Origin of the sequence: Rhizobium skierniewicense (genome assembly GCF_014196515.1) — a bacterium.
GTDB lineage: Bacteria > Pseudomonadota > Alphaproteobacteria > Rhizobiales > Rhizobiaceae > Agrobacterium > Agrobacterium skierniewicense.
On sequence record NZ_JACIDV010000005.1, the window covers coordinates 141,528 to 159,980 of the forward strand.

Consider the following 18,453-nt stretch of genomic DNA (forward strand, 5'->3'; position numbering starts at 1 on the left):
ATGATTCCCTTTTCCATTCTCGATCTGTCGCCCATCGGTGAAGGCGAGAACGCGAGCAAGGCGCTTGAGAATTCGCGCCGCATGGCCATCAAGGCCGAAGAACAAGGCTACGAGCGCATCTGGCTGGCCGAACACCACGGCATGCCCGGCATTGCCAGCGCCGCCACTGCCATTGTGATTGCCCATGTCGGTGCCGCAACGTCGCGCATCCGCGTCGGCTCCGGGGGTGTCATGCTGCCAAACCACTCGCCGCTCGTCATCGCTGAACAATTCGGCACGCTCAATGCCTTGTTGCCGGGCCGCGTCGATCTTGGTCTCGGTCGTGCACCCGGCACGGACATGCGCACGGCGCGCGCCTTGCGACGAAATCTCGATGCCGGTGCTGAAAATTTCCCGCATGATATTATCGAACTGCAACAATATCTGGGTGCACCGCAGCCAGACCAGTCGATCCTGTCTGTACCCGGAATGCATTCCAATGTGCCGATCTGGCTGTTGGGGTCCAGCACCTACAGCGCGCATTTGGCGGCCATGCTTGGCCTGCCCTATTCCTTCGCATCGCATTTTGCGCCGGATATGCTGATGGACGCCATCGCTATTTACCGGGAGCGCTTCCAGCCCTCGGCAACGCTGAAAAAACCCTATGTGATGGTTGGCGTCATGGGCGTGGGCGCTGACACCGACGCGGAAGCGGAGCACCTGTTTACTTCAGCCCAACAGCAATTCGTCAATTTGCGAAAGAATATCCGAAGCCAGTTCCCACGGCCGGTCGACAGCATGGATGACTATTGGAGCGATATGGAGCGCATCACGGTCGACCATACGCTGAGATACGCGGTTGTCGGTTCTCACGCGACGGTGGAACACAAACTCGGTGAGTTCCTCGCGGTAACCGGCGCTGACGAGTTGATCGTCTCCATGCCAGTCCATGACATCCAGAAGCGCCTACGCTCTGTAGAAGTTTTCGCCGAAGTTCGGGGCGAACTGAGGCAGGCTGCCTAACGGCGTCTCCTCAAACCTCATGAAAAAAGCCTCCGCGCATCGCTGCCGGAGGCTTTTACATTGCAATGGAATATGGATCAGGCCGAAAGCCTGGACATGATTTCTTCCGATACTTCGAAGTTTGAGTAGACGCTCTGGACGTCGTCGTCATCTTCGAGGTTGTCGATCAGCTTCATCAGCGACTGCGCTTTTTCCTCATCCACAGGCACCGTGTTCTGCGGTTTCCAGATGGACTTGACGCTTTCGGCTTCCCCGAGCACCGCTTCGAGAGCCTTGGAAACTTCGTTCATCGCTTCAAAGCCGCAGATGATCGTGTGGCCGTCTTCGCTGCTTTCCACGTCATCGGCCCCGGCTTCTATCGCCGCTTCCATGACGGTATCCGCGTCGCCGACAGAGGCCTTGTAGGTGATTTCGCCAACGCGGTCGAAGGAGAAGGATACTGAACCGGTTTCACCCAGCGCGCCACCGGCCTTGGTGAAGATCGAGCGGACGTTTGACGCCGTGCGGTTGCGATTGTCCGTCAGCGCTTCAACGATAACCGCCGTGCCGCCCGGACCATAACCTTCGTAACGCACGTAATCGTAGTTTTCAGCATCCGCACCGGATGCCTTCTTGATGGCACGGTCGATGTTGTCCTTGGGCATGGACTGCGCCTTGGCGTTCTGGACCGCCAAACGCAACGCAGCGTTCATGCTCACATCCGGCAGACCGGACTTCGCAGCAACGGTGATTTCACGCGCAAGTTTGGAGAACATCTTCGAACGGATCGAATCCTGTTTTCCCTTGCGATGCATGATGTTCTTGAACTGTGAATGGCCAGCCATGGCACCCCTGATCGGATCGTTTGTTTGGATTGCGGTGCTTATAAGTGCGATGGCCCGCCTGTTCAAGCCCAGATGCCCACTCTTCTCGCAACACATTAAGGAACTGAAATGTTCGCTCTTCGTTTGGTTACCAGTACGAAGCGGGCAGCCTTGCCCACTGATCGTGACGATAACGAGAAACGTGAAGGAGACACATTCAATGGTCAGTCTGAGTGAAGCACGCGAAGCCCCTGCCCGTCAGCTTTGGGACGAAATCAATTCCGTGCATGCCGGGATGCTGGGCCTTGAAGGCCTCCACAACCATATGCAGCCAATGGCACCACATGCTGATCCAAAGACCAACACCATCTGGTTTTTCACCAAGAAAAGCGCCGATCTCGTTCAAACTCTCAAGTCCGGCGCCCGCGCCCACTTCTGCGTCATTGGTAAGGACCACGATTATCATGCGTGCCTTTCTGGCAAGCTGGAGGTGCGAGAGGACAAGGCGAAGCTCGACGAATACTGGAATTCCGTCACCGCCGCGTGGTATGAACACGGCAAGAGCGACCCCGATCTAACCATGCTTGCTTTGCACGTCGATGATGCAGAAATCTGGGCATCCACCGACAGCACGCTGAAATTCGGCTGGGAAATCGCCAAGGCGAATTTGTCAGACGACAAGATGCCAAACATTGGCGTGCGTCAGCATCTGACCTTCGCATAATATCACTCCCGCCACCGCTCATTCACATGCCTTGCGGCACGAGAATCTGCGGCTGGCGGGGAAGACTTCGCATAGAGACGCGAATGACAGGATCGTTGGCGTAAGCGATCTTGAATTGGGGACCGAATGTCACCAGAAACTGCTCCAGACCGCTTGGCTGGTGCATAGGCAAAATAAGCGCAGACCGCAGCCGTTTCACGATACGGCTCATACTATCGGCGCCCATCGTCAACCCACCGTCAACCGGCACCATCAAGATATCGAGACGGCCGATTTCCGCATACTGGCTCTCCGTCAGTTCATAGTGAAGGTGACCGAGGTGGCCGATGCAAAGGCCAGCGACTTCAAAAATGAAGATAGAATTTCCATCCTTTTGCAATAAGCCACCACCACCCCAGCGATTGCGAATATCGGACGTGACGTTGCGGATATAGACATCCCCGACCTGCAGTTTATGCACAGCCTTTTCGCCAGGCACATCGCCCCAGCCATGCAGCACGTTTTTGATCGCAGGGTCCGGGTGCAACGTATAGTGCGTCGAGTGAGCGTTGTTCATCGTCACGACATCGGGCGTAACGGGTGGGAGGTAGACACCGTTATAATCTGTTGCGATCGTCACACCATCCGGTGACGTGATCAGAAAGGTCGAGTGACCAATATACTGGATGTTCACCTCTTCCTTGGTGGCTTGGATGCGCTGCAGGTCCGAAGGTTTGAAGCTCGCGAAACTGGCCCCGGGCATTGATTGGGCAATCGCTTGGCATTGACTGATCGGCGGGCGATTGACCAAGGGTCGGGTGGGCTGTTGCTGGGCCTGCGTCGAGGCTGCACCCAACAGAAATCCGGTCAATGCGAGCATCAGCATGCGAAGCATTACGCCACTCCCTTCACGAGGTGAATGGACAGCAGGATGCGGCAAGGTACCGGCATCGTAAAGCAACGATCAGGTCGAGGCGCTCACATTCACGTCATTTTAGGTAAGGCGAGTAAGGCTGACCTCTCTGCGAGATTTCAAACGCCGCTAGACCCAGATGCAGTCAAACCCAGAATGGCGGGATGGTCTCTGCGAGCCGTGGCCCAATCCGCAAAGGCGCGATCTTTTCGGCAAGACCTGTGCTGTCGGAAATCTCGACGCCCACGCCGCAAATCGTCGCTGGCCCGCTGGCCGCTTCAAACCGGCCTTTTGGCATTTTCGAGATAAAGCGGTTGATCGGTTCTTCCTTTTCCATGCCAAGCGATGAGTCGTAATCGCCGCACATGCCGGCATCCGACATATAGGCCGTACCACCGTTCAAGATTTGCGCGTCAGCCGTCGGCACATGCGTGTGGGTACCGACGACAAAACTTGCGCGACCATCGACGAAGTGGCCGAAGCACTGCTTTTCGCTGGTCGCCTCTGCGTGAAAATCAAAGACGATGGCATCGGCCTGTTCACCCAGTGGGCAGGCACCGAGAATGCTTTCTGCCGAGGAAAATGGATCGTCCAATTCCGGATGCATGAAGACGCGGCCCATGATGTTGGCCACGAGAATGCGGGCGCCGTTGCGGCCGTAGAACAGACCCGAACCCTTGCCCGGCGTCCCCTTCGGATAATTGGCAGGCCTTAAGAACTGGTCGTGCCGCTCGCAAAAGGTCACGGCTTCCTTCTGGTCCCAGACATGGTTGCCGGTCGTCACCACATCGGCACCGGCATTGATCGTCTCAAGGTAGATTTCTTCCGTAATGCCGAAACCACCAGCGGCGTTCTCGCCATTGACGATGACGAAGTCCAGATTGAGATCGGAGATCAGTCCCGGAAGACGCTCCCACACCGCTGTGCGGCCCGCCTTGCCAACCATATCCCCCAGAAACAGTAATCTCATTCCGTCGTCCTGCCGTTGAAATATCGTAGGCCGCTCTCGGTCAGAACGGCATGCAGTGCCACATCATGAGGCTGCGCGGGCACTGATGGCACTTCCTGGCAGTCGAATGCAATGCCGACGAGGGTTGGTGCAAGCCCTTTTGTGTGAAGACGGGCGATTGCGCGGTCGTAATGTCCGGCACCATAGCCAATCCGTTGGCCCGTCATATCGAAAGCGGCGAGAGGAACCAGGAGGATATTCGGATCCAGCACCTGCGAACGTTCGTCCGGACCGGTCGTCCCGAAGCCGGTCTTGACCAGCTCTGCGTCCTTCGCAAACTCTCGAAATACGATCGTCTCGCGGTCTAGGATAACCGGAAGGCAAAGGCGTGCACCGCGCACGCGCAAACCATCCATCAAGGGGCGCAAGTCTGCCTCTGAGCGAATGGGCAGAAAACCCGAAATTGTCGCCCCCGCCTCGAATTTCAACTCCGCTGCGCCACGGGCGGCAATGCTGAGACTTTTGTCGAGGCGCTGCTCAACGGAAAGAGCGTCCCGCAAGGCAAGACGCTCAATTCTGATCTGTGCTTTATCGAGGTGACCCGACGTCATCAGGCTGCCCGGCTGACCAGCACCTTGTCGATGCGGTGACCGTCCAGGTCGATGACTTCGAAACGCCAGCCGTTGCGGGTGATGTGCTCGCCCAGTTCCGGCAAACGGCGGAACTCGTCCAGCACCAGACCGGCCACCGTTTCGAATTCGGCATCGTCGGAAATCTGGAAACCCATACGGTCGGCAAACTCGTCGGCAGGCATCCACCCAGCCACGAGGAAGCTGCCATCTTCGCGCTCCACCATGGCTGGCTCTTCGCCGTCGTCTTCCTGGAAGGCACCTGTGATGGCCTCCAAAACGTCGCCGGAGCTAATGATACCTTCGAAATGGCCGTATTCGTCGTAAACGAGAACCATATGAACCGTTGAGCGACGTAGCGATTGGATAACATCAACCGCACTCGTCAGGTCTGAAACGACAGGGACTTCGCGCAGCAATTCGCGAATATTGAGTTCCTTGCCGAAAGCAAACGCATCAAACGCATCCTTGACGAAGAGGACGCCGAGAATTTCATCGGAAGCGCCATTGCGCACGGGCAAACGTGAGCGCTGCGTGGCACGCAATTGCTCACGGATTTCCGCTGCCGAATCCTCGATATCAACGACTTCCACATCGCGGCGTGGCGTCATGAGACCACGGGCATTGCGATCTGCAAGCCGCATGACGCTGGTGATCATGGCCGATTCTTCGGTCTCGATCACGCCGGCACTGTGCGCTTCGGCCAAAACGGTGCGAATCTCATCGTCTGTGACCGATGCGTTGGACTCGCCGCTATGGCCGAGGATCGCGAGCAACAGCTTGCCGGAGCGATCCAAAAGCCAGACAACCGGCGCACCGATCTTCGACAGCATCACCATGGCGGGAGACACCCGCACGGCAACCTTTTCAGGATCACGCAAGGCAATCTGCTTGGGAACCAATTCGCCGACGATCAGGGACAGGTAGGTAATCGCAAGAACCACGGAACCCACACCGATGGCGTCGGCGGCACGGTCGGGCACACCCTGCTCCAAAAGCCAGCCGGTAAAGCGGGCACCCAGTGTCGCACCGGAAAACGCACCCGACAGAACGCCGACGAGCGTGATGCCGATCTGTACAGTGGAAAGGAAACGTCCTGGGTTTTCGGAAAGAGTCAGCGCCATTGCGGCGCCTCTGCTGCCTTGGGCGGCAAGCACTTTAAGCCTCGCCGGTCTGGAGGAGACAACGGCAAGCTCGGACATGGCAAGCACACCGTTCAGTACGGTGAGCAGAACCACGGTCATAATTTCAATAAACAAGTTTAGCTCTTCTGGGCTGTTGAACGGCATGTCGCGGCTGCAACCACAATCGCTAGAGTTGAAAGCGGGAGCGGACATACCAACACGGATAATAAGGAATTGTTCCGCCAATGCAATGACCGGAAGATGAAAAACGAATGATACAGTCGCTGCACCGTGCATCGCCTTAAGCAACCACACGTTTAAGATGCGCACTGCGCTCATTTCCTTGGCGGAGAGCTAAGCAACGAAGCTTGGTCGATCAATCGAAAAGAGTGCGATCCGCGGCGACCGATGGAGTTTTACGATCCTGGGTGCCTACAAACGTAGGTGGGCGCCATATGTCCAAGCCCACGGGCCTGGCCAGGGACAGCTCCCTTTGGATCGAGTATGGCCCCAGGGATTGAGTTTCCTGTCGAGAAGCGCAGAACGCATCTTCTATATAGGGTGGTTTGATGAAATGCGGAAGGGGCAACCGACTGCAATATCGTGGAAAACAGCTTCTCCGCTACAAAAGACCAGGTTTGCAGGAAACCCTTGAGGAGAAACCTTAATTCACGACCGGCTTCGGACGCGCCACCAGCTTTTCGGTAATGCCGTTCAAGCGGGTGGACAATTCGGAGATAGCATCCACCAGCATTTCCTCTGTCTTGGCCTTGCTTTCCGCCATTCCATCGCGGTTTTGCTGTAAGGTCGCGACCTTGGCCTCCAGCGCCTCGATCTTGCGGGAAAGCTCCGACATCTCGTCGGTGATCATGATGCCCGCCATGACCGTCAGCCTGAGATCACCGATTTCACCGAACTGGCTCTTCAGATGGCCGACATACTGGTCGAACTGGCTGGCGAGATCGGTCAGGTGCGCTTCCTGCCCCGCCTCGCATGCCATGCGGTAAGCCTTGCCGTCGATCATCACCGTGACTTGAGCCATGATATCCTAAATCCTTATCGATCCAGCACTGCGCGGATTGTCTCCATCGCGGTCACCAAGCGGCGGGAAACCTCACGGTTGACCTCTTCGAGACGGTTGGCACGAAATTGCGACTGGTCAAGCTCCTGCGCCAGCCGGGCACGGTCCACATGCACACGCTTCACTTCGCTCTCGACCTCGCCATTTTCCCGTTGACGCTCGATCCGCATGTCGATCGCGTTTTCAAGGCTGTTGATGGCGGAGCTGAGCTCCGTCAACGCAATCTGTATGGTTTTTTCCGCCGTCATCGTTTCTTCCAAACCGCCAGAGCCAAGCCGAATCGTTGTCTCTTGGTGTCAATCAGGGCGCTTGCACGATATGACCTGATTAACGCCCACGTCAATCAAACCAATACATTCAAACACTTTGCGCTGTGGATGAATGCAGCACGGCAGGGGCCGATTGTGGGCGGCGGCCCGAATATTGCCAGAATACAAAACGATTTTTGTTGCTGATCGAACCGCAAGCACCCCTCGTTTTATTGACAGCCCCGCCCTACCTGCTATGCATCAACCCGCTTTTTGGATAGTCATAATGGCTATCTCCTTTCACCCGGAACAGACGGAAAAGCCATGATTTCTCGCGACAAACACGACCGGATGGCCAATGCAATCCGCTTTCTTGCCATGGACGCTGTGGAGAAGGCCAATTCCGGCCATCCAGGCCTGCCATTGGGCGCTGCAGATGTGGCCACGGTCCTCTTCACACGGTATCTGAAATTTGATCCGAAGGCATGGCAGTGGCCAGACCGCGATCGTTTCGTGCTGTCAGCCGGTCACGGCTCCATGCTGCTCTACTCACTCCTTTACCTCACGGGGTATGAGGACATGACGATCGACGAGATCAAGCGCTTCCGTCAGTTGGGTTCCAAGACCGCAGGTCACCCGGAATATCACCACGCGACCGGCATCGAAACCACCACTGGTCCACTGGGTCAGGGCATTGCCAACGCAGTCGGCATGGCCATCGCCGAGCGCAAGCTGGAAGAAGAGTTCGGCTCCGATCTCCAGAGCCACTTTACCTATGCGCTGTGCGGTGACGGTTGCCTGATGGAAGGCATCAGCCACGAAGCGATTGCGTTGGCTGGCCACCTGAAGCTCAACAAGCTCGTTCTCTTCTGGGACAACAACAACATCACCATCGACGGCGAGGTCGGCCTGTCCGACTCAACGGACCAGATCGCGCGCTTCAAGGCCGTTCACTGGAACACCATCGAAATCGACGGTCACGATCCCGAAGCAATTGCCAACGCCATCGAGGCTGCTCACCAGTCCGACCGTCCGACCTTCATCGCCTGCAAGACCATCATCGGTTTTGGCGCGCCGAACAAGCAGGGCACGCACAAGGTACACGGCAATCCGCTGGGTGCCGAAGAAATTGCCGCGGCCCGCAAGAGCCTGAACTGGGAAGCCGAACCCTTCGTCATTCCAGAAGACGTGCTCGACGCCTGGCGTCTAGCCGGCCTGCGTTCCACCAAGACGCGCCAGGAATGGGAAGCGCGCCTGGAAGCAACCGAGACCGACAAGAAGACTGAGTTCAAGCGCCGCTTTGCAGGCGATCTGACCGGCAACTTCGACAGCTCCATCGACGCATTCAAGAAGAAGGTTTCGGAGAACAATCCGACCGTCGCCACCCGTAAGGCATCCGAAGACACGCTGGAGGTCGTCAACGGCATCCTGGCCGAAACCATCGGCGGCTCTGCCGACCTGACGCCATCCAACAACACCAAGACCAGCCAGATGAAGTCGATTACACCGGCAGACTTCTCGGGCCGTTATCTCCACTACGGCATTCGCGAACATGGAATGGCAGCAGCCATGAACGGCATCGCGCTGCATGGCGGTCTTATTCCCTATGCTGGCGGCTTCATGATCTTCTCGGACTATTGCCGTCCGTCGATCCGCCTTGCCGCGCTCATGGGCATCCGCGTCGTTCACGTACTGACGCACGATTCCATCGGCGTTGGTGAAGACGGCCCGACGCACCAGCCGGTCGAGCAGATCGCAGCCCTGCGTGCCATTCCAAACCTTCTGGTCTTCCGCCCGGCGGATGAAACGGAAACGGCGGAGGCCTGGCAGTTTGCCCTTCATCAGAAGAACCGCCCGTCTGCCCTCGCGTTGACCCGCCAAAACCTTACGCCGGCCCGTAAGGATTACGAGGAAAAGAACCTCGTTTCCTACGGCGCTTACGAGCTGGTTTCGGCAAGCGATGCCAAGGTCTCGATCTTTGCTTCGGGTTCTGAAGTCGAGATTGCGCTGAAGGCTGCGGCCGACCTCAAGGTCAAGGGTATCTCGACCCGCGTCGTTTCCGTTCCATGCTTTGAACTCTTCAAGGAGCAGCCGGAGACCTACCGCAAGGCGATCATCGGCAATTCTCCGGTGAAAATCGGTGTCGAAGCGGCCATCCGCCAGGGCTGGGATTACTTCATCGGCAACGATGGCGCGTTCATTGGCATGAATTCCTTCGGCGCATCCGCACCGGCCAAGGATCTCTACAAGCAGTTCGGCATCACTGCAGAAGCTGTGGTCGCTGCTGCGGAAGAAAAGCTCGGCTGACCGCCTGAACAGAACCGGGAGTGGCGTGACGGCCAACGTCTGCGCCGCTCCAAGCATTCGCACAAAATTCGAAGATATTGACAGGGAGTAGCTCAATGACTGTAAAAGTTGCCATTAACGGTTTTGGCCGCATCGGCCGTAACGTCCTTCGCGCCATCGTCGAATCCGGCCGCACGGATATCGAAGTGGTTGCCATCAATGACCTCGGCCCGGTTGAAACCAATGCGCATCTGCTGCGCTATGACAGCATCCACGGCAAGTTCCCGGCGGACGTTAAGGTCGAAGGCGACACGATCATCGTAGCCGGTGGCAAGCCGATCAAGGTGACAGCCGTCCGCGATCCTGCACAGCTTCCGCACAAGGAACTCGGCGTCGATATCGCGCTTGAATGCACAGGCATTTTCGTTGCCCGTGACAAGGCCGCCGCCCACCTCACCGCAGGCGCCAAGCGCGTCATTATCTCGGCACCTGCCGAAGGTGCGGACCTGACGGTCGTCTTCGGTGTCAACCACGACCAGCTGACGAAGGATCACCTCGTCATCTCCAACGCTTCCTGCACCACCAACTGCCTCGTGCCGGTTGTGAAGGTTCTGGATGACGCTGTTGGCATCGATCATGGCTTCATGACCACGATCCATTCCTACACGGGCGACCAGCCGACACTGGACACCATGCACAAGGATCTGTACCGCGCCCGCGCCGCAGCCCTGTCCATGATCCCGACCTCGACCGGCGCGGCAAAGGCCGTTGGCCTTGTTCTTCCGCACCTCAAGGGCAAGCTCGACGGCACGTCCATCCGCGTTCCAACACCGAATGTCTCGGTTGTCGACTTCAAGTTTGTGGCCAAGAAGGCAACGACAGTTGAAGAAATCAACGAAGCCATCAAGGCTGCTTCCAACGGCAAGCTCAAGGGCATTCTCGGCTACACCGACGAGCCACTGGTCTCCAGAGACTTCAACCACGACAGCCACTCTTCTATCTTCGCAACGGACCAGACAAAGGTCATGGAAGGCAACTTCGTGCGTATCCTCACCTGGTACGACAACGAGTGGGGCTTCTCCAACCGCATGTCCGACACGGCAGTGGCACTGGCCAAGACCATTTGATTTTCGCAGATTGCGAATAAGCAAAACCCGGCGGGAGCGATCCTGCCGGGTTTTGTGTTTGAAGGTGTCAGTCCTCAGGCAAAGTCAGCATGATCGGGTCGTCGATTGGCTTGGACGGAACTGTGCGACGTGAATGTCACCTTCACGCTTGCGCGCCTGAGCAATGTCAAAGCTATTCTGCATCCTCATGAGCGTATCCATAGACACCCCAAAGGCCTTCTCTATTCTCAACGCCATCTCTGAAGACAGATTTGACCGCTCATTCAACAGCGCCGATAACGCCGCGCGCGTAACCCCGAGCACCTGTGCCGCAGCCGTGACCGACAGCTCCAGCGCTTCGATAATCTCGCTTTTAATGAAACCGCCGGGATGAGCAGGGTTTTTAAGACGGATGCCTTGCAACGCATTCATGGCCACCTCCTAGTGGTAGTCTTCGTAGTCGAGATCGACAATCTCGATTTCAGTTTGATCGATCCGAAGCGTGATCCGCCAGTTCTTGGTCACGAACAGGCTCCAGGTGCCTTTACGATCACCGGTAAGTTGATGCGCCTTCCAGCTCGGAACCGTGCGCAACTCGTCTTCTCGTTCCATGTCTTGAAGGAAAGAAACGATGCGAAGCAGTTTCGGTACTACCGCCGACGGCAAGCCGGTCGCGTCATCGTCTTCGATGAGACGGCGTAAACCTTTATGGATCACGTTTCGAATTTTCATATTAAAAGCTAGCAAATCGCATGAAAAGCGTCAAGCTACGCTATACACATCAACACCGATGTTCTCTGCGGTTGTGTTCGAAAGTACATCTTTCATGAATTTCCCGCCACCGCCTTGCTCTGGTCCACTTTGCCCCGGAAAAATCGAACCTAGGGATTCGGTCGCGTGCAATGCGCATCGTGCCCTGCCGTATCAATCGATACACCCGCTTGCCCTGCCCTGCGCACCTCCGTGCGCCAAGGCCGTCCAACACCCGGGCCGGATTGACTGCTGACGTGCAGAGCATGCCTTGCAACGACCTTCACAAAAGGACGTGTGCTTGGAATCGTTTTACATATTGCTACTGGTCGCCACGGTCCTCGTTCTCGTTGCAGCGTTTTCAAGCCTGATTGCCTACCGCTTCGGCGCGCCTCTGTTGCTTCTTTTCCTGATGATTGGTCTCGCCGCAGGGACGGACGGATTGGGCATTCATTTCAGCAACAATCCGCTGGCCTATATGCTGGGGTCGTTGGTCCTGGCCGTCATCCTGTTCGATTCCGGTTTCGGCACCTCCGTGCAATCCTTCCGGCTGGCGGCGGGTCCGTCGATCGCGCTGGCCACTGTCGGCGTGGTGCTGACATCGATCTTTTTCGCAGGCGCTGCGGCGTTGCTGCTCGGTTTTTCCTGGCTGGAAGGCCTGTTGCTCGGGTCGATCGTGGCATCCACAGATGCAGCGGCGGTGTTCTTCCTCCTGCGCATCGGTGGCATCCACATCCGTGATCAGGTGCGTTCGACGCTTGAAGTCGAATCCGGCACCAACGATCCGATGGCCATCTTTCTTACCATTGCACTGGTGGAAGTGGTCGCCAAGGGTCAGGGTCTCGCAGGCTTCGATACGAGCTTTCTTCTGCTGTTCGTGCAGGAAATGGGGCTTGGTGTCATCTTCGGTGTGCTTGGCGGACTGATGATCGCCAATGTCGTCAACCGTTTTCAGGTGGACCGCGGCCTCGTGCCCATCCTTGTTCTGGCGTTGGCGCTGCTCGTCTTTTCCTTCACCGGCGCACTGCATGGCAGCGGCTTTCTGGCGGTCTATGTGGCGGGCATCGTTGCTGGCAACCGCACCGTCTTTGCCAAGGGCGCGATCCGCCGTTTTCACGAGGGCATGACCTGGCTGGCGCAGATCATCATGTTCCTGATGCTCGGCCTTCTCGCCACACCCTCGCAGTTTCCGGCCATTATCGTACCTGCGGTCCTTTTGGCACTTTTTCTGATCTTCATCGCCAGACCGCTGGCCGTGTGGCTCAGTCTGCTACCGTTTAACTATACCCAACAGGAGACGACCTTCGTTGCCTGGGTCGGCCTGCGCGGCGCGGTGTCCATTTTGCTCGCCATCCTTCCAGCTTTGGGCGGGCTGGACGGCGCGGAGACCTATTTCAACGCGGCCTTCATCATCGTCCTTGTCTCTCTCTTGATACAGGGCTGGACCATCAAGCCGGTCGCCACCCGGCTCGGCCTCATCGTCCCGCCACGCATGGGCGATGTCGACAAGCTGGAGGTGGATCTGCCCGGCACCGCCAACCACGAACTCATCTCCTATCGCGTCGCCAAAGGCAGCGCCGTGCTGCAGGGCGAGCGGATTCCGCGTTGGGCCATGCCTTCACTGGTGGTTCGGGACGGCAAATCCATCCGTTATCAATATGCGGGCCGACTGCGGGAAAAAGATCTGGTCTATCTCTTCGTCATGCCCAGCTACACGCGCCTTCTCGACCGGTTGTTTGCCAGCGCCAAGCCCGTGACAAAAGACGACGAGGACATTTTCGGTACCTTTGCCATCTCACCTCAACGTCCGGCAAAAGAACTGGAGGCGTCATATGGTCCCGGCCTCCTCTCTCCTCAGGAACTGTCGCTGACCGTTGGCGAACTCATCCAGAACCGCTTTGGTGGCAAAGCGGAATATGCCGACCGCGTGAGGCTGGGCTCCCTCATTCTCATTGTCCGCGATCTCGATGAAAACCATGCCATCTCCAGTGTTGGCATCTCGCTGGAACCCGTGGAGCCTGCCACGGAACTCCCCGTCTTCATCAATCTGAAGGAAATCGTCCAGCGCAGCCGCGCCCGTCTGGCGAAACGAAAACTAACCCGCACGATGACGGCCTCCGGTAACAAGATACCGGGATCAAACTCAGGTCCCGGTCAGGCAGAAAATGATGACTGAGCGACTTGCACCGCTGGTCAGGCATAGTATGGTCGCGCGCAAAGCCATTCCGTTCAACGATATCAGGATCGATATATGCCCGCCTTCAAGACCCTCGATCACCTCACCGACATCTCTGGAAAGCGCGTCCTCGTCCGCGTCGATCTCAATGTGCCGGTTGCCGACGGCAAGGTAACGGACAAGACCCGCATCGAACGCGTTGCGCCGACGATCCTCGAACTGTCGAACAAGGGCGCGAAGGTTATTCTGCTTGCCCATTTCGGCCGCCCGAAGGGTGAGCCCGTTGCCGATATGTCGCTCTCGCCCATCGTTTCGTCAGTCGAATCCGTCCTGGGCCACCCGGTTCACTTCGCCTCCGACGCCATCGGCTCACAGGCTGCAGACGCCGTCGCCAAGATGAACAACGGCGATATACTGCTTCTGGAAAACACCCGCTTCCACAAGGGCGAGGAAAAGAATGATGCCGCCTTCGTGGCAGAGCTTGCGAAGAACGGGGACATCTATGTCAATGACGCGTTCTCGGCAGCGCACCGCGCGCACGCCTCCACCGAAGGCCTGGCCCGCCACCTGCCTGCCTACGCCGGCCGCACCATGCAGGCCGAGCTTGAAGCTCTGGAAAAAGGCCTCGGCGCGCCTGCCCGTCCTGTCGTTGCCATCGTCGGCGGCGCCAAGGTATCGAGCAAGATCGATCTGTTGATGAACCTTGTGAAAAAGGTCGATGCTCTCGTCATCGGTGGCGGCATGGCCAACACATTTCTTGCAGCGCGTGGCACCCTTGTCGGCAAGTCCCTGTGCGAGCATGATTTGGCCGAAACCGCAAAGCAGATCATGATCGAGGCTGCGACTGCGGGCTGCGCTATCGTGCTGCCGGAAGACGGCGTTGTAGCCCGCGAGTTCAAGGCAAATGCCGACAATGAAGTCGTCGATATCAACGACATCCCGGAAGACGCGATGGTGCTCGATGTCGGTCCGAAATCGGTCGAAGCCATCAAGGGCTGGATTTCCCGCGCTGAAACACTGGTCTGGAACGGCCCGCTCGGGGCCTTCGAAATCGCCCCGTTCGACACAGCCACCGTTGCAGCCGCCCAGCACGCCGCAGAATGCACCAGAAACGGCAAACTCGTCTCCGTTGCCGGTGGTGGCGATACGGTGGCAGCGCTGAACCACGCAGGCGTCGCAGATGACTTCACCTACATCTCCACCGCAGGCGGCGCGTTCCTGGAATGGATGGAAGGCAAGGTTCTGCCCGGCGTCGCTATCTTGCATGAACAGAAATAAGACGACCCTTATATCCAACACGTTTACCGTCATCCTTGGACTTCACCCGGGGATGACGGGATCGACCCCCCCCCAACCGTCTGGCATTTAAAAAATTTTAAAGGTTTCCTAAAGTTTCAAACGATTGAAATCATTTCAATCGTTTCAATGATTTAGCCTGCCATTTTCCTGCCTCGGAACTTCTGATAACCCGGATTTACTGGTTCGAAGGGAGATTGAAAATTGACTGAGCGTCTTGAAGATATCGCAGTGAAAATGGTCGCCAATGGCAAGGGTCTGCTGGCTGCGGACGAGTCCACCGGCACCATCAAGAAACGTTTCGACAGCATCAATCTGGAATCGACGGAAACGAGCCGTCGCGACTACCGCGAAATGCTGTTTCGCACAGACGAGGCGATGAAAGAGTGCATCTCCGGCGTTATCCTCTACGAAGAAACGCTTTTCCAGAAGGCTGCCGACGGAACGCTTTTCGTTGACCTCATCAAGGCGGCGGGCAGCATTCCAGGTATCAAGGTCGACACCGGCGCCAAGCCGCAGGCGTATTTTCCGGGTGAAACAGTCACCGAAGGCCTCGATGGCCTCGCTGATCGTCTGAAGACATATTACGATGCCGGTGCACGCTTCGCCAAATGGCGCGGCGTCATCAACATTGGTAACGGTCTGCCGACATGGGGCTCCATCAAGGCGGATTCACAGGCGCTCGCCCGTTACGCAGCGCTTTGCCAGCAGGCTGGCATCGTGCCGATCGTTGAGCCTGAAGTGCTGATGGACGGTGAACCCGGCACCCACAGCATCGACCGCTGCGCCGAAGTCACCGAATGGGTTCTGCGTACCGTATTCACCGATCTTTACGACGCCCGCGTCAACCTCGAAGGCATGATCCTCAAGCCGAACATGGTCATCGACGGCAAGAACGCCCGCAAGGCATCTGTCGATGAAGTGGCAGAAAAGACCGTCAAGGTTTTGAAAGCGACCGTGCCATCCGCCGTGCCAGGCGTTGCCTTCCTGTCCGGTGGCCAATCGGCGGAAGAAGCAACCGCGCATCTCTCGGCCATGAATGCAGGTTACGACCTGCCATGGGCACTGACCTTCTCCTACGGTCGCGCACTTCAGGATACGGCGCTCAAGGCTTGGGGCGGCAAGGCTGAAAACGTCGCCGCCGGCCAACGCGCCTTCCAGCACCGTGCTGAAATGAACTCGCTGGCGGCGCTCGGCAACTGGACACAGGATGTCGAAAAAGCCGCTTGAGCCAACGTCTTTACCAAACTGGTCAAACCCGCCGCTCGCAACCTGGTTGCGGGCGGTTTGGTTTGTGGAGTTGGGCGAAATCCCCCTTCAAGGCCGCAGCAACAGCACCAAACTCCAGATAACAAAAGCAGAGACAGCGATCTTCCAGCAATCGCCACGCTTGCGCAAACCTGGCAAGCCGAGCGGACGAATGATCTGGATGCACATTGCCAAAAGCAGAAAAAGCCCGATTGCCTTCGTCATCCCGAAACCTTTTGGCTTTATTGAAACAGCGTCACAGGCTGGACATTTTTAATGTTCACCAAGGACAGGCAACCTATTCGCGCGTCGTCGACCCAGATTGACATCTTGAATCGCTTAGCATGAGAGTGGCTTATGAGCAGAAACCTTCTACCCGTATTCGCTCTTTTATCCAGCACCTTGTTTCTGTTTCTGGGCAACGGTCTTCAGGGCCTTCTTCTACCGGTCAGAGGATCGGCCGAAGGGTACTCCAACGAAGTGCTTGGTTTTCTCGGCACGTCGTGGGCCGCAGGCTTCGTTGTTGGTTGTTTCGTGGCGCCCGCCATCGTCCGGCGTGCCGGTCATATCAGAGCATTCGGCAGTTTCGTCGCCCTGATCTGCCTGACCATATTGCTGACCGGGCTCTTCATCGACGACGTGTCATGGGTCGCCCTGCGCGCGTTGACGGGTTTCTGCACCGCAGGCACCTCGATGATCATCGAGAGCTGGCTGAACGAGCGTGCCACCAATGAAAGCCGTGGGGCGATCTTCTCGCTCTACATTGCCATCACGCTGTTCGGGGTCGTCGCGGGTCAGTTGATCGTGCCGTTTGGCAATGTAAGCACCACGTCGCTCTTCATGGTCTGCGCCATCATCTATTGCGTCGCCATTATGCCGGCCATGCTGTCAAAAGCCGAAAGTCCAAAACCGCTGAAAAAAGTCAAGCTGGATCTACCGGCGCTTTACCGAAACTCGCCGGTCTCCTTTATCGGCATTCTGCTCATCGGCATCGCCAATGGCGCCTACGGAACGCTGGGCGCGGTGTTTGGCGCGCGGGCGGGACTTGATGCGACGACCATCGCCATCATGGTCAGCGTCACCATTTTCATCGGGGCGCTCGCGCAGTTCCCCGCAGGCAAGCTGTCCGACAGGATAGACCGGCGATATGTGCTGGCGGGTCTTTCCGGTGTGGCGGCACTCGCAGGTCTTGCGGTCACGATTGTCCAGCCCGGCCACGTCTATGTGCTGATCGGCATGATCGCAGTCTATGGCGCAACTGCAAACGCGCTCTATCCCATCGCCGTAGCGCATGCCAACGACTACGCTTCATCGGAAGATTTTGTCAAAGTGTCGGGCGGGTTGCTGCTGCTCTACGGCATCGGCACCATCATCGGCCCGACGCTGGGCGGCCCGATCATGACATCCTTTGGCCCCTATGCCCTGTTCTGGGTCACGGCCATCTCGCATCTCCTCATCACGGCCTACGCCATGTTCAGATCCAGACAGCGTGCGGCGCTGCCAACAGAAGAGAAAGACAATTTCTCGACCACGGCCATGGCGCAGATTACACCGGAAAGCGTCTCGCTCGATCCGCGTGCACCGCAATACCCCGAGGATGAGGCAGAGTTGGAAAAAGGAGCTGGAATATGAGCGTCTTCGATGATGAACCGTTGAAACAGCAGGCCACGACTCACGTTATCGGTGGCGACCTTGCACTTTTATCCGTCGATGACCTGACCGCCCGCATCAATATTTTGCGAGACGAGATCAAACGTCTGGAGGTCGAGCGGGAAAAGAAGTCAGCCGGGAGAAAGGCAGCAGAAAGCCTGTTTCGATCCTCATCCCTTTAGCAACGTTTTATTAACGTTACACAAAGGATCAGATTTCCGTTTACCATTAACGAAAAATTAAGCTTTTTAAGTGAATATTATACATGTTCAGTCCTGCTGAACCTCAGGCAGTTTCTCCTATCGGCGATTTGGTCTGATTTTTCTCCCTGTTTTACCTTGAGAGCCGCTTTTGCGGCTCTTTTTTTGTCTCGCGTCACTATTACCAAAGCTGTGGGTATTAACCTTTCTTTAATAATCAGCTTGCGCATTTGCGTTATTGATATCATCCTGAAAATACAAAGAGGCCGGAACTATTAAGCCTCAGTCC

Annotated in this window: 19 protein-coding genes and 1 other RNA gene; 10 read left to right on the top strand and 10 right to left on the bottom strand. The window is 57.0% G+C overall.

Annotated features, from left to right (window positions below):
* Nucleotides 1–1,002, top strand: coding sequence for an LLM class flavin-dependent oxidoreductase (locus tag GGQ73_RS09695; RefSeq protein WP_183895878.1), 1,002 nt, complete (start codon nucleotides 1–3; stop codon nucleotides 1,000–1,002).
* Nucleotides 1,003–1,079: 77 nt separating this feature from the next.
* On the opposite strand, the gene GGQ73_RS09700 is transcribed toward GGQ73_RS09695, so the two are convergent.
* Nucleotides 1,080–1,826: a YebC/PmpR family DNA-binding transcriptional regulator gene (locus tag GGQ73_RS09700; RefSeq protein ID WP_183895880.1), complete on the bottom strand. Its 747-nt coding sequence runs from the start codon at nucleotides 1,824–1,826 to the stop codon at nucleotides 1,080–1,082.
* Nucleotides 1,827–2,025: 199 nt separating this feature from the next.
* Here GGQ73_RS09700 and GGQ73_RS09705 point away from each other — a divergent pair, with 199 nt between their 5' ends.
* Entirely contained in the window at nucleotides 2,026–2,529 is a 504-nt protein-coding gene (locus GGQ73_RS09705) for a pyridoxamine 5'-phosphate oxidase family protein (RefSeq protein WP_183895882.1), read from the top strand.
* 22 nt (nucleotides 2,530–2,551) lie between these two features.
* Here the strand turns inward: GGQ73_RS09705 and GGQ73_RS09710 are convergent, their stop codons facing one another.
* The 7 genes from GGQ73_RS09710 to GGQ73_RS09740 all read right to left on the bottom strand — a co-directional run bounded on the left by GGQ73_RS09710 (nucleotide 2,552) and on the right by GGQ73_RS09740 (nucleotide 7,452).
* The gene (locus GGQ73_RS09710; RefSeq protein ID WP_183895884.1) at nucleotides 2,552–3,403 is read right to left on the bottom strand and encodes an MBL fold metallo-hydrolase; all 852 of its coding nucleotides are present in this window, start codon (nucleotides 3,401–3,403) and stop codon (nucleotides 2,552–2,554) included.
* Nucleotides 3,404–3,566: 163 nt separating this feature from the next.
* Nucleotides 3,567–4,391, bottom strand: a complete 825-nt coding sequence (locus GGQ73_RS09715) for a TIGR00282 family metallophosphoesterase (protein ID WP_174153868.1) — start codon at nucleotides 4,389–4,391, stop codon at nucleotides 3,567–3,569.
* Nucleotides 4,388–4,981 (bottom strand): 5-formyltetrahydrofolate cyclo-ligase, encoded by a 594-nt coding sequence (locus GGQ73_RS09720; protein WP_183895886.1) that lies wholly within the window; start codon nucleotides 4,979–4,981, stop codon nucleotides 4,388–4,390. Before GGQ73_RS09720 ends, GGQ73_RS09715 begins: the two co-directional genes overlap by 4 nt.
* Nucleotides 4,981–6,243 (bottom strand): hemolysin family protein, encoded by a 1,263-nt coding sequence (locus GGQ73_RS09725; RefSeq protein WP_174154090.1) that lies wholly within the window; start codon nucleotides 6,241–6,243, stop codon nucleotides 4,981–4,983. Before GGQ73_RS09725 ends, GGQ73_RS09720 begins: the two co-directional genes overlap by 1 nt.
* Before the next feature lie 269 nt (nucleotides 6,244–6,512).
* Nucleotides 6,513–6,671, bottom strand: a non-coding RNA gene (gene ssrS / locus GGQ73_RS09730) — 6S RNA.
* Nucleotides 6,672–6,787: 116 nt separating this feature from the next.
* Complete coding sequence (locus GGQ73_RS09735; RefSeq protein ID WP_174153870.1) at nucleotides 6,788–7,165, bottom strand: cell division protein ZapA; 378 nt, start codon at nucleotides 7,163–7,165, stop codon at nucleotides 6,788–6,790.
* A gap of 14 nt (nucleotides 7,166–7,179) precedes the next feature.
* Nucleotides 7,180–7,452, bottom strand: a complete 273-nt coding sequence (locus GGQ73_RS09740; protein ID WP_174153871.1) for a DUF4164 domain-containing protein — start codon at nucleotides 7,450–7,452, stop codon at nucleotides 7,180–7,182.
* 324 nt (nucleotides 7,453–7,776) lie between these two features.
* On the opposite strand from GGQ73_RS09740, the gene tkt reads away from it, so the two are divergent.
* A complete protein-coding gene (tkt, locus tag GGQ73_RS09745; protein WP_183895888.1) occupies nucleotides 7,777–9,759 on the top strand; it encodes a transketolase in 1,983 nt (660 codons plus the stop codon).
* 95 nt (nucleotides 9,760–9,854) lie between these two features.
* A complete protein-coding gene (gene gap / locus GGQ73_RS09750; RefSeq protein WP_183895890.1) occupies nucleotides 9,855–10,865 on the top strand; it encodes a type I glyceraldehyde-3-phosphate dehydrogenase in 1,011 nt (336 codons plus the stop codon).
* Nucleotides 10,866–10,949: 84 nt separating this feature from the next.
* Here the strand turns inward: gap and GGQ73_RS09755 are convergent, their stop codons facing one another.
* The gene (locus GGQ73_RS09755) at nucleotides 10,950–11,276 is read right to left on the bottom strand and encodes a HigA family addiction module antitoxin (RefSeq protein WP_174153874.1); all 327 of its coding nucleotides are present in this window, start codon (nucleotides 11,274–11,276) and stop codon (nucleotides 10,950–10,952) included.
* A gap of 9 nt (nucleotides 11,277–11,285) precedes the next feature.
* Complete coding sequence (locus tag GGQ73_RS09760; RefSeq protein WP_252094087.1) at nucleotides 11,286–11,561, bottom strand: type II toxin-antitoxin system RelE/ParE family toxin; 276 nt, start codon at nucleotides 11,559–11,561, stop codon at nucleotides 11,286–11,288.
* Between the two features lie 334 nt (nucleotides 11,562–11,895).
* Between GGQ73_RS09760 and GGQ73_RS09765 the strand changes: the two genes are divergently transcribed.
* The 6 genes from GGQ73_RS09765 (at nucleotide 11,896) to GGQ73_RS09790 (ending at nucleotide 18,146) form a co-directional block, all read left to right on the top strand.
* The gene (locus GGQ73_RS09765; RefSeq protein ID WP_183895894.1) at nucleotides 11,896–13,770 is read left to right on the top strand and encodes a potassium/proton antiporter; all 1,875 of its coding nucleotides are present in this window, start codon (nucleotides 11,896–11,898) and stop codon (nucleotides 13,768–13,770) included.
* 75 nt (nucleotides 13,771–13,845) lie between these two features.
* Nucleotides 13,846–15,048 carry a phosphoglycerate kinase gene (locus tag GGQ73_RS09770; RefSeq protein ID WP_183895896.1) on the top strand — a complete coding sequence of 401 codons (1,203 nt, stop codon included), beginning with the start codon at nucleotides 13,846–13,848 and terminating at the stop codon, nucleotides 15,046–15,048.
* Nucleotides 15,049–15,270: 222 nt separating this feature from the next.
* Nucleotides 15,271–16,296 (top strand): class I fructose-bisphosphate aldolase, encoded by a 1,026-nt coding sequence (locus GGQ73_RS09775; RefSeq protein WP_183895898.1) that lies wholly within the window; start codon nucleotides 15,271–15,273, stop codon nucleotides 16,294–16,296.
* On the top strand, nucleotides 16,277–16,591 hold the full coding sequence (locus tag GGQ73_RS09780) for a hypothetical protein (protein WP_183896163.1): 315 nt from the start codon (nucleotides 16,277–16,279) through the stop codon (nucleotides 16,589–16,591). Before GGQ73_RS09775 ends, GGQ73_RS09780 begins: the two co-directional genes overlap by 20 nt.
* Nucleotides 16,592–16,671: 80 nt before the next feature.
* The gene (locus GGQ73_RS09785; protein ID WP_174153880.1) at nucleotides 16,672–17,946 is read left to right on the top strand and encodes an MFS transporter; all 1,275 of its coding nucleotides are present in this window, start codon (nucleotides 16,672–16,674) and stop codon (nucleotides 17,944–17,946) included.
* Nucleotides 17,943–18,146 (top strand): DUF1192 domain-containing protein, encoded by a 204-nt coding sequence (locus tag GGQ73_RS09790; protein ID WP_174153881.1) that lies wholly within the window; start codon nucleotides 17,943–17,945, stop codon nucleotides 18,144–18,146. Before GGQ73_RS09785 ends, GGQ73_RS09790 begins: the two co-directional genes overlap by 4 nt.
* Nucleotides 18,147–18,453: the final 307 nt, after the last annotated feature.